The organism is Synechococcus sp. CS-205, assembly GCF_025128255.1.
GTDB lineage: Bacteria > Cyanobacteriota > Cyanobacteriia > PCC-6307 > Cyanobiaceae > Regnicoccus_A.
In genome coordinates this window covers 47,055-59,102 of sequence record NZ_JAHLZB010000004.1, presented here as the reverse complement: position 1 = coordinate 59,102, position 12,048 = coordinate 47,055, and the positions used below count along the sequence as shown (strand labels likewise).

11 protein-coding genes and 1 pseudogene are annotated in these 12,048 nt (G+C 67.7%); 3 read left to right on the top strand and 9 right to left on the bottom strand.

Translation table 11 applies throughout. The features are described from left to right. Nucleotides 1-14 precede the first annotated feature (14 nt). Together KQ297_RS00510 and mfd are read right to left on the bottom strand one after the other, a co-directional pair. Complete coding sequence (locus tag KQ297_RS00510; RefSeq protein ID WP_259737689.1) at nucleotides 15-194, bottom strand: hypothetical protein; 180 nt, start codon at nucleotides 192-194, stop codon at nucleotides 15-17. Between the two features lie 91 nt (nucleotides 195-285). Next, a complete protein-coding gene (gene mfd, locus KQ297_RS00505) occupies nucleotides 286-3,849 on the bottom strand; it encodes a transcription-repair coupling factor (protein ID WP_259737688.1) in 3,564 nt (1,187 codons plus the stop codon). A 243-nt stretch (nucleotides 3,850-4,092) separates the two neighbouring features. Here mfd and KQ297_RS00500 point away from each other — a divergent pair, with 243 nt between their 5' ends. Next, a complete protein-coding gene (locus KQ297_RS00500) occupies nucleotides 4,093-4,896 on the top strand; it encodes a hypothetical protein (protein ID WP_259737687.1) in 804 nt (267 codons plus the stop codon). On the opposite strand, the gene KQ297_RS00495 is transcribed toward KQ297_RS00500, so the two are convergent. Continuing rightward, nucleotides 4,805-5,557 (bottom strand): hypothetical protein, encoded by a 753-nt coding sequence (locus tag KQ297_RS00495; protein WP_259737686.1) that lies wholly within the window; start codon nucleotides 5,555-5,557, stop codon nucleotides 4,805-4,807. The genes KQ297_RS00500 and KQ297_RS00495 overlap by 92 nt on opposite strands. A 60-nt stretch (nucleotides 5,558-5,617) precedes the next feature. On the opposite strand from KQ297_RS00495, the gene KQ297_RS00490 reads away from it, so the two are divergent. Together KQ297_RS00490 and KQ297_RS00485 are read left to right on the top strand one after the other, a co-directional pair. Further along, nucleotides 5,618-6,400, top strand: coding sequence for a TerC family protein (locus tag KQ297_RS00490; RefSeq protein ID WP_259737685.1), 783 nt, complete (start codon nucleotides 5,618-5,620; stop codon nucleotides 6,398-6,400). 5 nt (nucleotides 6,401-6,405) lie between these two features. Next, a complete protein-coding gene (locus tag KQ297_RS00485; RefSeq protein WP_185466986.1) occupies nucleotides 6,406-6,762 on the top strand; it encodes a DUF6464 family protein in 357 nt (118 codons plus the stop codon). Between the two features lie 15 nt (nucleotides 6,763-6,777). Here the strand turns inward: KQ297_RS00485 and KQ297_RS00480 are convergent, their stop codons facing one another. From KQ297_RS00480 to KQ297_RS00455, 6 genes and pseudogenes are all read right to left on the bottom strand, one after another. Beyond that, on the bottom strand, nucleotides 6,778-7,425 hold the full coding sequence (locus KQ297_RS00480) for a TMEM165/GDT1 family protein (protein ID WP_185466957.1): 648 nt from the start codon (nucleotides 7,423-7,425) through the stop codon (nucleotides 6,778-6,780). A gap of 21 nt (nucleotides 7,426-7,446) precedes the next feature. After that, a complete protein-coding gene (locus KQ297_RS00475) occupies nucleotides 7,447-7,728 on the bottom strand; it encodes a P-II family nitrogen regulator (protein ID WP_185466956.1) in 282 nt (93 codons plus the stop codon). Nucleotides 7,729-7,743: 15 nt separating this feature from the next. Further along, entirely contained in the window at nucleotides 7,744-8,739 is a 996-nt protein-coding gene (locus KQ297_RS00470) for a sodium-dependent bicarbonate transport family permease (protein ID WP_259737684.1), read from the bottom strand. A gap of 141 nt (nucleotides 8,740-8,880) precedes the next feature. Further along, the gene (locus KQ297_RS00465; protein ID WP_259737709.1) at nucleotides 8,881-9,660 is read right to left on the bottom strand and encodes a carbohydrate ABC transporter permease; all 780 of its coding nucleotides are present in this window, start codon (nucleotides 9,658-9,660) and stop codon (nucleotides 8,881-8,883) included. A gap of 50 nt (nucleotides 9,661-9,710) precedes the next feature. Next, complete coding sequence (locus tag KQ297_RS00460; RefSeq protein ID WP_259737683.1) at nucleotides 9,711-11,333, bottom strand: 2-isopropylmalate synthase; 1,623 nt, start codon at nucleotides 11,331-11,333, stop codon at nucleotides 9,711-9,713. 171 nt (nucleotides 11,334-11,504) lie between these two features. Next, a pseudogene (locus tag KQ297_RS00455) lies at nucleotides 11,505-11,996 on the bottom strand (NYN domain-containing protein); the annotation flags it as partial. Between the last annotated feature and the right edge of the window lie 52 nt (nucleotides 11,997-12,048).

Below are 12,048 nucleotides of genomic sequence, written 5' to 3'. Positions count from 1 at the left end.
CGGCCTAAACCGATTCAGGAGACGGGCTGCATCAGACCGCCGCCGGGGCTGGAGTCGTCGTCGTCGTTTTCCTTGTCGTTCTGGAACAGGGCGAACAGACCGAGGGCCAGCACGCTGATCAGAGCCGAGACAAGGGTGTAGCCGCTCTGGAGCTCTGCCGTCAGGCCGCCGGTACCACCCACCAATTCACCCATGTTTACGTTTCAGGTCACAGCACTGTAACGAACTTTTGCGGAGATGAGACAAAAGACAATCTGAAGCCTGCCCGCAGCCGGACACGGGGCCTCACACCGCCAGCACGGCGGCGTTATTTGCGGCCGCCTGCTCCTGCCGCTGGGCATCGGTGAGGCCATCCGCCCCGGGGATCTGCTCGGCCATTGCCGCCAGCCACTCCTTGAGGGTGTCCAGCTGGCGCTCGGCCGCCAGCACATTCAGGCCGCGGGCCAGCACCTTGGCTGTGCTGCCGCCGCCGCCCTGATACACCAGCCGGCCGTGAAGGTGCTGGGGAAGACCCTGGCGCAGCAGGCGGAACGCTGGTTCCTCCATCGGTGTTTCCAGCACGATGTTGGGCTTCTCCAGGCGGATGCGCGAGAAGCCGCAACGCCGCGCCAGCAACTTCAGCTCCATCAGCTGCAGCAGACTGGCCACCGGTGATGGGAGGGCTCCGTAGCGATCCACCCAGTCGGCGGCCAGCTGCACCAGCTCCTCACGGGCCCGACAGTCGGCGGCGGCGCGGTAGGCGGCCATCTTCTCGTCGCTCTCGGGGATCCAGTCCGCGGGAATGAAGGCGGTGATCGGCAGATCGATCTGGGCTTCCTCCACCACCGGGATGTCCTGGCCCTGAATCTCGGCGAGCGATTCCTGCAGCATCTCCATGTAGAGATCGAATCCGATCACTTCCATCTGGCCGCTCTGCTCCACCCCCAGCAGATTGCCCACACCGCGGATCTCCATGTCGCGCATGGCCAGCTGGTAGCCGGACCCCAGCTGGGCGAATTCCTGAATCGCCCGCAGCCGCTGCCGTGCTGCTTCACTCAGTGATGCATCACCGGGATAGAACAGCCAGGCATGGGCCTGGATTCCGCTGCGGCCCACCCGGCCTCGCAATTGATAGAGCTGGGCGAGGCCGAACTTGTGGGCGTCCTCCACCAGGATCGTGTTCACCCTTGGGATGTCGAGCCCGCTCTCGATGATCGTGGTGCAGAGCATCACGTCGGCCTCTCCGGCGTTGAAGGCCACCATCGCGCTCTCCAGCTCCCCCTCAGCCATCTGGCCGTGGGCCACCAGCAGTTTCAGGCCCGGCAGCATCTCGCGCAGCACTCCAGCCACCTCCTCGATCCCCTCCACCCGCGGCACCACGTAGAACACCTGGCCGCCTCGGTCGAGCTCCTGGCGGATGGCGCTGCGCACCGCCTCCTCATCGAGGGCCGCCAGGTGGGTCTTGATCGGCCGGCGCAGGGGAGGCGGGGTGGTGATCAGGCTCATCTCACGCACCCCCGAGAGACTCATGTAGAGCGTGCGCGGAATGGGTGTGGCCGAGAGGGTGAGCACATCCACGTCCTTTCTCAGCGCCTTGATCTTCTCTTTCTGATTCACCCCGAAGCGCTGTTCCTCATCCACCACCAGCAGTCCGAGCTTCTCGAAGTGGGTGCTCTTGCCCAGCAGCTGGTGGGTGCCCACCACCACGTCCACCTTTCCATCCTTGAGGCCATCGAGGATCGTCTTGCGCTCGGCGGCGGTGCGGAAGCGGTTGAGCAGGGCCACCTTGAGCGGGTAGGGAGCGAAGCGCTCGCTGAGGGTGCGCCAGTGCTGCTGCGCCAGCACCGTGGTGGGGGCCAAAAGGGCACATTGCCTGCCGGCCGTCACCGCCTTGAACACCGCGCGGATCGCCACCTCGGTCTTGCCGAAGCCCACATCCCCACACACCAGCCGGTCCATCGGCTCGGGCTTCTCCATGTCGCGCTTGACGTCGGCGATCGCCTTCACCTGATCAGGCGTGGGCTCGTAGGGGAAGGAGTCCTCCAGCTCCCCCTGCCAGGGGCCATCGGGAGGGAAGGGGAAACCATCGGCCTGCTGACGCTCCGCATAGAGCTTCACCAGGTCCATCGCCACCTTGCGCACCGCCTTGCGGGCGCGCTCCTTGGCCCGGCTCCAGGCCACACCGCCCATGCGGTTCAGCTCCGGCGGGCTGTCGGTGCTGGCGCGGAACCGCCCCAGGCTGCCCAGCTGGTCGGCGGCCACCCGCAGCAGCCCGTCGGCGTACTGCACCACCAGGTAATCGCGCGACTCAGCGCTGATCGCCAGTTTCTCCAGCCTCAGAAAGCGGCCGATGCCGTGGTTGCGGTGCACCACGAAGTCGCCGGGGCGCATCTTGTTCGGGTCCACCGTGCGGCTGGCCGCCTTGCGGCGCCGGCGCACGTAGCCCGAGGCGGTCAGGCTGTGCTGGCCGAAGAACTCCCGGTCGGTGAGCAGCACCAGCCGCCAGGCCGGCAGCTGCAGCCCCTCCAGCTCGGCGGTGCCGCGCAGCTTCAGGGCCACCGGGGTGGCCTGCTCGATCAGGCGCTCGATCGCCGGAAAATCGTGGGGGTTGGGCACGAAGCGGGCCGGGCAGTCGTGCTCCTCCAGCAGCGCCACGGCCCGGCTGGGCTGGGCTGACACCAGCCACACCCGCGACTTCTCCTGCTGGTAGCCCTTCACCAGGGCTGCCAGGCGACCGAAGGCGTTGGGGTGGGCCGGCACCGGGCGGCTGGCCAGATCGAAGCTGTTGGGGTGCCGGTCGCTCTCGTGCAGCTCCGCCAGATCGAAGCCGGGGAAGCGATCGGCCGCCGCCAGGGCCTCGCTCACCGGCCTGTGCAGCGAGGGCGGCAGGGAGTCTGGAGGCAGCGAGGCACTGACCTCGGCGTGGTGGCCGCTGGCGTGATCGAACCACTGCTGGCCATGGGCTAGGCCCTGGCGCCGCTCATCCACAGCGATCAGGGTGGAGCCGGGCAGATAGTCGAGCAGGGAGGCCGGCTGCTGCCAGGCCAGGCCCAGCAGCCGGCGCATCCCCTCGGGTGTGCCTCCCTCGAGCAGCTGCTCAAGGGCCTCAGCGGCGAGCAGCTCCGGCAGAGCCTCCGGCATCGACTCGCGCAGGGCATCAGCGATCAGCGGGGCATAGCCGGTGGGGGTGAGGCGCACCGCCTCGATCGCGTCGAGGGAGCGCTGGGTGGCGGGATCGAACTCCCGCAGCTTCTCCAGGTCCTCCCCGAAGAACTCCAGCCGTACCGGCAGCTCGGCACTCACCGGGAAGACATCGACGATGTCGCCGCGGCGGCTCCAGCTGCCCTCCTGCTCGATCGTCGGCACCCGCTCGTAGCCCAGACGGGTGAGGGTGTCGGCCAGCTGCTCGAGGTCGACGCTGCTGCCCTTGCGCAGGCTCAGGCAGCGGGCGGCCAGGGCGGCCGGCGGCGGCAGGTGGGGCTGCAGGGCTCGCTCGGTGGCCACGATCGCTCCTGACCACGGCCGGCCGCTGCCGTCGATCAGCTCGCTGAGCACCTGCAGCTGGCCCCAGGTGATCTCGCTGGTGGGATCAAAGGGTTCATAAGGGGAGCCCTCGCTGGTGGGGTAGAGCTGAGCTGTGGGCCAGCCCATCAGCTCAAGCAGGGCGGCCCAGCGACCAGCCTCCTCAAGGGTGGGCACGATCACCACCAGGGGCCTGGTGCTGCGACGGGCGAGGGCACTGGCGATCAGCGCCCGTGCTGCCCGGCCGGCTCCACTGAGGCGCAACCGCTCGGGGCGCCCGCTGCGCTCCAGCACCTCCCCGGTGAGGGGCACCTGCTCGAGCTGGCGCACCAGGGCGGTGAGGGGCATCGGAGGGCAGGCGGGCTCGGGGATCGATCTTCGCAAGCGGGGGCATCGGCCGCGGCCCGCCGCCAACTTCTCCTCCAGGCGCTATGACCAGAGTCCGGAAGCCGGCTGTTCCGGCCTCCGTCTGCAGCACATGGCGCCGTCATGAGCAAGGCCCGCCGCCCATCGCGCCGATCCCGTCCAGTCCGCCTCCCACGGGGATCAGGGCCCAGATCAAACGGGCCAGGGCGCCTGGCCCCTGTGCTGATGGGTCTGGCGATCAGCACAGGAGGAGGTCTGGCGGCCCTGGCACTGCTCGCCCCCCTGACCAGACGCACCGACACCCTCCTGGCCCTGCAGGACCTCACGTTCCAGCTGCAGGAGGTGGTGCTCGCCAGCCGTCCGGCGCCGCCGCGGCCCGGCGATCGGGTGCTCAGCCGCTCTGATCTGCCCTGGCTGCAACAGCAACTGAAGACGGCTGACCTGACCTGGCTTCCGCGGGCCGAACCCCTTGGCGATGGACGAATCCGCTACATCTACAAACGTCGTCTAGACGATCCAGCCCTGTCCATCGCGCAGATCGAGGACCTGCGACGCAATCCCCCCAGCCACGAAGCCGAGCGTGCGGCCATCGCAGACCTGCTGACCATGCTCGAGCGGGTGGGGGTGCAGGTGGTGATCGGCGCGCCCCGCAAGGCCCGGGCCGCCGGGGAATGGGAACCGTCGGCCCGCACCCTGCGCCTCCGCCCCGATGTGATCGAGAAGGGCAGCGTGGAGTTCGCCCGGGTGCTCAACCATGAGGCGATCCACGTGGCCCAGAGCTGCCGGCACGGAGGACTGGGAGCCCGGCCCAGGCTGCTGGGTCTCTCGATGGTGCTGGATCCGATCAGCCAGCGCCACCTGGAGGATCCCGTGTATGCCAGGGCCAGCCCCTCCGAGATCAGCCTGGAGCGGGAGGCCTACGCCAACCAGAATCAGCTCAGCCTGGGGCCTGCCCTGCTGGCGAGGGAGTGCCCTGCTCCTGGCTGGAGGCCGTGGGCTCCTCCAGCCGCTGCGCCAGCAGCTCGTTGAAGCGCAGCAGGTCATCGTCGCTGAGCTGCTGGCGGCTGGCCAGACGGAACTCGCGCTCCAGCATTGCCCGACCCTCGGCAGGTCCCCAGCCCAGACGCGCGAGCAGTGCGTCGGAGCGGCGCAGGAGGTCGGGGCGGCGCATGGGCAGGGGGGCGCTGGCCGGATCCATGCCAGGCTCCAACCGACGCAGGACCCCGAGGTAGGCCAGCAGATCGGCATAGCGGATCAGACGGCTGCGGCTGGGATGGCCGAAGGCGCGCTGCAGGTAGATCGACTCCTGATCCCGCTCCCAGCCGAGCTGACGCAACAAACGCTCCAGCTCCGCCAGCTCCTCGCTCCAGTCGTCGGGATCAGCCGGGGGTTCGACCTCAGGGCCGGCGACTCCGCCTTCGGAGGCGCTGGGTTCAGCAGACGCGGCAGGCGCGGGAGGTGCCGGTGGGACCGGCGCTGGCCTGACGTCTGACTGCGTTGCAGGAGGCGGCGCAACCTGGGAGGACGTCTCCAGCCGTTGCAGCAGCCGCTGCAGAGCCCGGTCCTCGGCGGCTTCGGCCGTGGGTGCTTCCCCCAGGGCGCTGCCCAGGCATCGCCCTCCCTCCCAGGCGCTCACGGCCACCACCCGCTGGCCGGATTCGGCATGGGCCAGTCGTGCCCGAAGCTGCATCGCGGAGGAGCCGGTGGTGGGGACTTTCTAGAGTGGCGCCACCGAACCCGCTGCACGCCAATGGAAGCGGAGTCGATCTCCTCCCTCACCCCCCTGCTGGAAGAAGCGGATCAGTGGGGGGAACTGTTGCTGCTGCTGCCGCTGCTGGTGGCGCTCGAGGCGGTGCTCTCCGCCGACAACGCCATAGCCCTGGCCGCCATTTCACGGCGGCTGCACGATCCGGCCCGCCAGCGCCAGGCCCTGAACCTCGGTCTTGGCCTGGCCTTGCTCTTCCGCCTGGGGTTGATCCTGCTGGCGCGCTGGGTGCTCAACTTCTGGCCCCTGCAGCTGGCTGCCGCCGCCTACCTGCTCTGGCTGAGCGGCAGCAACCTGCTGCGGCCAGGCGAGGGGGCCGCCGACGACGAGCCGGTGCCTGTGGCGGCCGTCAAAGCTTCCGCCGCCGGCCAGCATCCCTCCGAGGGCCTCGCGGCTCAGCCCGGCACTGGTGGACTGGGGGCCGTGGTGATCACCCTGGCCGTCACCGACCTGGCGTTCTCTCTCGACAGCGTGGCGGCTGCGGTGGCCGTGAGCGATCGGCTCTGGCTGGTGATGACTGGCGGGGTGATCGGGGTGATCGCCCTCCGCCTCACCGCGGAACTGTTCATCCGCTGGCTGGGGCTCTACCCCAACCTGGAGCGGGCGGGTTATCTGGCGGTGGGGCTGGTGGGCCTGCGGCTGCTCCTTCGCCTCGGGCTGCCCCAGCTGGTGCCGCCGGAGTGGACCCTGCTGCTGCTTGTGGGCGGTCTCTTCCTCTGGGGCTTCTCCAGGCGTGTGAGCGGCGATGCCGGTGAGGTGAACCCCTGAAGCCCCTGCGCGTCGAACTCCGCCAGGCCGGCAGCGGCCACCTGCTGGCCCAGCTCGAGCTCGATGAACTGGGCGAGATTCCCCTGCCAGGCCGTTGGTTTCTCCATGGCGGCAACAGCTTCCTTGTGCTGCAGCGCCATCACCGGTATCAGTTGCGCAATGGTCGCTACGAGCTGGCCGGTGTGGCCCTGCAGGTGAAAGCGGAGCGGCAGCCCAGGGAGGCACGCTGGTGGAATGGAGGCTGGGTGATCGGCGACCCCAGTTGCCGCTTCAATGCCCGATCGCCGCTGCTGCGCTGCGCGGTGCTGCCCGACGGACCCTGTGAACGCTGCGCCCACTACAGCGGACGCCACCAGCCCTGAGCTTCCCCCAGACCCTCAACCCAGGGCTTCGCGCAGGGCCACTGCAGCGAACACCAGGAACAGGCCCCCGCTGAGCCGGTAGAGCACCCGCTCGGAGAGGAGCTGGCCGATCCACTTGCCCGCCCCCACCGCCAGGCCCGTGACCAGGGCATGGCCCGCCAGGGTGCCGGCCAGCAGAGCCGCGAAGGTGAAACCAGGCGCCGTGGCCAGAAAAATGGTGGCGAACTGGGTGCGGTCGCCCAGTTCGGCCATGAACACCAGCAGGAAGGCTTCACGCACCACCAGCCAGCCGCCGGCCTTGCTCTGGCTCTGGCCGGCTTCGGCGGCGTTGACCAGGTCCTCGGCCTCCTGGGCCTCCTGCTCGGCGGCCTGGGCTCCCATCGACTGAGCATCGATCAGCAGCTTCAGGCCGAACCCGCCGAAGAGCAGCGCCGCCAGCCAGGGCACCAGCTCGGGCGGCAGCAGACTGCGCAGGCCCAGGCCCAGGGCCAGGGAAATCACCGTGACGGCCGCCAGGGCCGTGAAGGCCCCGAGGAACACCCAGCGGCCCCGGTGGCGGGCGGCCAGAAGGAAGGCCACGAAAAAGGTCTTGTCCCCCAGCTCCGCCAGGGTGATGGCCGTGAAGCTGGAGCCGAACGCGGCGATGGCGGGATCGCTGGCCATGAAGGAAACGGTGGCTGAGGCTCAGAACGGCTCAGCCTGGGAGACGAAGCCGACCCCTCCGTAGTACTCCAGGATCGGCCTCAGGCCCTGACGGAGGGTCTCGAGAACGGCGCTCTCGCAGAACACCATCACGTGGACATTGGCGCCGAAACCGCTGAACTCCATCGACTCGGAGACCGACCCATGGGGCCCTCTCCCCGTCACATGGCGGATCACCGAGTAGCCGGGGGCGCCTGCGGAATCGATCAGGTGCACCACCCGCTCGAGTTCCCGTTCGCTGCAGATCAGATCGAGGCGTTGCATGGGAAGGGCCGGAAATCAGACAGCAGGGATGACCAGCCTCACCATCGCCATGTAAAGCGGAATGCCCACCACGATGTTGAACGGAAAGGTCACCCCCAGGGCGGTGGAGATGTAAAGGCTCGGACTGGCCTGAGGCACAGTCATGCGCATCGCCGCGGGCACCGCGATGTAGGAGGCACTGGCGCTGAGCACCATGAACAGGAGCGCATCCCCCTGGGGCAGACCGAGCAACCTGGACACCACCAGGCCCACACCTGCATTGAACAGGGGCATCAGCACGGCGAAGCCGATCAGGAAGGCCCCGGCCCGCCGGAGATCACCAACCCGCTGGGCCGCCACGATGCCCATGTCGAGCAGGAAGAAGCTGAGGGCTCCGTAGAAGAGCTCACCGGTGAAGGGCTCCATTCTGCCCAGCCCCGAAGGGCTGAAAGCCGCCACGAGCCCACCGATCACCAGGCTGCCCACCAGCAGCAGCACCGAGCTGTTCAGAAAGGCCTCATGCAGCAGCGAACCCCAGCGGATTCCCTCCCGGGGTTGCTCCGCCGGCTCACTCGAGGCCAGCTTCACCAGCAGCAGACCGATGATGATCGCCGGGGATTCCATCAGGGCCAGGGCCGCCACCATGAATCCGTCGTGGGGGATGCCCGTAAGACCCAGGAAGCTCTCGGCCGTGATGAAAGTGACCGCACTGATCGAGCCGTAGGTGGCGGCGATCGCCGCCGCGTTGAAGGTATCGAGCTGACGCTGCAGCACCAGGAAGCTGTACAGGGGCACGAGGGCCGACATCAGCATCGCCGCCGCGATCGTGCTGATCACCTGGGGACCGAGGCCGCTGTGGAGCAACTCCACCCCCCCCTTGAAGCCGATGGCCAGCAGGAGGTAGAGAGAGAAAAGCTTCGGCAGCGGCGCCGGGATCTCCAGGTCGGATCCCACCAGCACCGCGATCACCCCGAGGGCGAAGAACAGCACCGGCGGTGAGAGCAGATTCTGCAGAACCAGGCTGGTCTCCATTCCGGCGCCCGGCTGATGATGAACTCCAAGGGCGCAGATTACCCAGGACCATCCACAACTCCAGGCCGGCGACGCGCTTGTTCGCAGAGCAGAAAGCAGCCCGGTCCCGGGGACCCGAACCGCGAGGTGGCTCGTTGTTCCTCAGCCCTTCACCGCATCGCCGCTGGCACTGGGGAGGATGTACCGCTGCAACAGCACGAACAGCACCAGCACCGGCAGGATCGAGACGACGGAACCCGCCGCCACCAGGCGCCAGTCAAGGGAGAAACTGCCGGCCAGTTGCTGCAGACCCAGAGGAAGGGTGTAGAGCCTGGGGTCATCGAGGATCACCAGCGGCCAGAGGAAATCACTCCAGGTGCCGATGAACACGAACATCGCCAGGGTGATCAGGTCGGCCCGGGCGGCGGGAATCATGACGTTCCACCACTCGCCCACCGGGGTGCAGCCATCGATGCGGGCCGCCTCCTCCAGTTCCACCGGAACCCCGAGAAAACTCTGGCGCAACAGAAAGATGCCGAAGGCCGTGGCCGCCTGGGGCACGATCAGGGCCCAGAGGGTGTTGCGCAGGCCCAACTGAACCATCATCAGATAAAGCGGAATCATCACCACCTGAAAGGGAATCAGGATGGTGGCCACCACCAGGGCCAGCACCAGGCCGCGGCCGGCGAAGCGCATCCGCGCCAGCGGGTAAGCCGCCAGTGAACAGAACAGCAGGTTGCCCAGCACCGCCAGCAGGCTGACCACCGTGCTGTTGAACAGGTACAGGCCCAGGGGATGATCAGCGAAGAGGCGGCCGTAGGCCTCCAGGCTGGGCTGGGCTGGGATCAGCGCCGGTGGGGTGGAGAAGATGTTCTCGGCGGGGCCCTTCAGGGAGGTGCTCACCAGCCAGAGCAGGGGCACCAGCATCAGCAGGGCCAGCATCAGCAGGGCCCCCAGTTGCAGAACGCTTGCCCAGAGAGCCCGTTGCTGCTTCACAGCCGCGGCAGCTCCGCCACCGGCAGCGATGCTTTCTGGGGATGCAGGGGCTGGCGCTCCGTCGCGTTCACCAGCCGGTTGAGGGCATTCACGAAGGCCTGCGCCGCAGCCACCACGATGTCGGTGTCGGCGGCATGCCCGGAATAGAGCACCCCCTGGTGGCGCAGGCGGATCGTGACCTCGCCCATGGCGTCGATGCCCTCGGTGACGGACTTGACGCTGAATTCCACGAGCTCATTGGGCACCCGCGCCAGGCTGTTGAGGGCCTGACAGACGGCGTCGACAGGACCGGTGCCGATGGCGGCCTCGGTGAGCTCGGCCCCATCGCTGGTGGTGAGGGTGACGGTGGCCGTGGGCTGAAGATTGGTGCCGGTGCTCACCTGCACCAGCTTCAGGGCGTAGCGGGCTTCGGTCTGCTGGGCCTGATCGCTGACGATCGCCTCGAGATCACGGTCGGTGATCTCCCGCTTGCGATCGGCCAGCTCCTTGAAGCGGGCAAAGGCCTCATCGAGGTCGTCACGCTCAAGGGTGTAGCCGAGCTCCTCCAGCCGCGCCCGGAACGCACTGCGGCCGCTCAGCTTGCCCAGGGAGATGCGGTTGTCGGCCAGGCCGATGGTGCGTGCATCGACGATCTCGTAGGTGAGCCGGTTCTTGAGCACCCCGTCCTGATGGATGCCCGATTCATGGGCGAAGGCATTGGCCCCCACGATCGCCTTGTTGGGTTGCACTGCCATGCCGGTGAGGTTGCTGACCAGGCGTGAGGTCTTGTAGATCTCCTCGGTGCGCACCCCCGTGAGCGGCTCAGAGCTGCCTGCCTGGCGGCCGAGAAAGGGATTGAAGTAGCTGCGGCGTACGTGCAGCGCCATCACCAGCTCCTCGAGGGAGGCGTTGCCGGCCCGTTCACCGATGCCGTTGATCGTGCACTCCAGCTGGCGGGCTCCGTTCTTGACCGCCTCAAGGAAGTTGGCCACCGCCAGACCGAGATCGTTGTGGCCATGCACGGAGATCACAGCCTTGTCAATGTTGGGCACGTGAGCATTGATACCGGCGATCAGGCCACCGAATTCAGCCGGCGTTGTGTACCCGACAGTGTCGGGGATGTTGATGGTGGTGGCACCGGCGGCGATGGCAGCTTCGATCACCTCGTAGAGGTAGTCGGGATCGGAGCGACCAGCGTCCTCACAGGAAAACTCCACATCTTCGACGAGGGAGCGGGCGTAGGCCACCATCTCTGCGGTGATCGCCACCACCTCAGCGCGACTTTTGCGCAGTTTGTGCTCGAGGTGAATGTCGCTGGTGGCGATGAAGGTGTGGATGCGGCGGTTGGCGGCAGGAGCCACCGCTTCCGCGCAGGCTTTGATGTCCCCCTGGGCGGCCCGGGCCAGGCCACAGATCACCGGTCCTTCGGGGGTGCCGACGGCGGCTGCGATGCGCTGCACAGCATTGAAATCCCCGGGGCTGGCGAAGGGGAAGCCCGCCTCAATGATGTCGACCCGCAGGCGGGCGAGCTGGTGGGCGATCGCCAGCTTCTCCTCGAGGTTGAGGCTGGCCCCGGGGGATTGCTCGCCATCCCGCAGGGTGGTGTCGAAGATCAGTACGCGGCCGGGGTCCTTGGCCATGACCGTTGCAAGTCGATGTGACTATGAGTTGACCTGATCCTAGGGGGAGGGAGCGATCACCACCTCACGGGAACCGCCGTCGGGACGCTCCAGCGGACGGCGCACCAGCTCCCTGCTGATCGGCTCAACCCGCACCGAGCTCTCGGATCCCCGCTGGAACACAGGCGCCTGGACCGCCTCGGCCTTCTCCAGCTTCTCCCGTAACCCGGCCAGGTCCAGGAAGATGTCAACGGCATTGCGCAGCTCCCGAGGCACCATCCCATCGGTGTTGAGCAGCACGATCCTGATCCCCCGGGCCCGAAGGGTCTCCACCAACCGTTCCAGATCGCGGCTGCCGCTCAGGAGCCAGACCTCATCAAGCCGGTGGGCCACCATCATCAGATCCAGGCAGATCTCCACATCCAGATTCGCCCTGGCGAACTGACGATGCTCCGGATCCGCACCGAATTCCCGCAGCGGTTTGCTACGAACCGTGTAGCCCAGGCTGGTGAGTGCATCGCGGAAGGGCCGCTGATCGGCCGGATCCTTCAGGCCCGTGTACCAGAAGGCCCCATCAAGTTCGACGCCCGGCTCGGAAGCCGACAGCTCCAGCAGCCTGCGGGGATCGAAGAACCAGCCCAGCTTCTGCTGGGCATAGAACATTCCGTGGCCGTCCACGAACATCCCGCGCCGGATCCTGCCCTGATCCACCTGACTACCATCCCACCTCTCTCAC

What these genes read in the sequence shown, in the direction of transcription:
- KQ297_RS00475 (WP_185466956.1), bottom strand. Translation starts at nt 7,728, where the DNA reads ATGCAACGCCTCGATCTGATCTGCAGCGAACGGGAACTCGAGCGGGTG.
- mfd (WP_259737688.1), bottom strand. Translation starts at nt 3,849, where the DNA reads ATGCCCCTCACCGCCCTGGTGCGCCAGCTCGAGCAGGTGCCCCTCACC.
- KQ297_RS00470 (WP_259737684.1), bottom strand. Translation starts at nt 8,739, where the DNA reads ATGGAGACCAGCCTGGTTCTGCAGAATCTGCTCTCACCGCCGGTGCTG.
- KQ297_RS00480 (WP_185466957.1), bottom strand. Translation starts at nt 7,425, where the DNA reads ATGGCCAGCGATCCCGCCATCGCCGCGTTCGGCTCCAGCTTCACGGCC.
- KQ297_RS00495 (WP_259737686.1), bottom strand. Translation starts at nt 5,557, where the DNA reads ATGCAGCTTCGGGCACGACTGGCCCATGCCGAATCCGGCCAGCGGGTG.
- KQ297_RS00490 (WP_259737685.1), top strand. Translation starts at nt 5,618, where the DNA reads ATGGAAGCGGAGTCGATCTCCTCCCTCACCCCCCTGCTGGAAGAAGCG.
- KQ297_RS00510 (WP_259737689.1), bottom strand. Translation starts at nt 194, where the DNA reads ATGGGTGAATTGGTGGGTGGTACCGGCGGCCTGACGGCAGAGCTCCAG.
- KQ297_RS00465 (WP_259737709.1), bottom strand. Translation starts at nt 9,660, where the DNA reads ATGCTGGCCCTGCTGATGCTGGTGCCCCTGCTCTGGCTGGTGAGCACC.
- KQ297_RS00500 (WP_259737687.1), top strand. Translation starts at nt 4,093, where the DNA reads ATGGGTCTGGCGATCAGCACAGGAGGAGGTCTGGCGGCCCTGGCACTG.
- KQ297_RS00460 (WP_259737683.1), bottom strand. Translation starts at nt 11,333, where the DNA reads ATGGCCAAGGACCCCGGCCGCGTACTGATCTTCGACACCACCCTGCGG.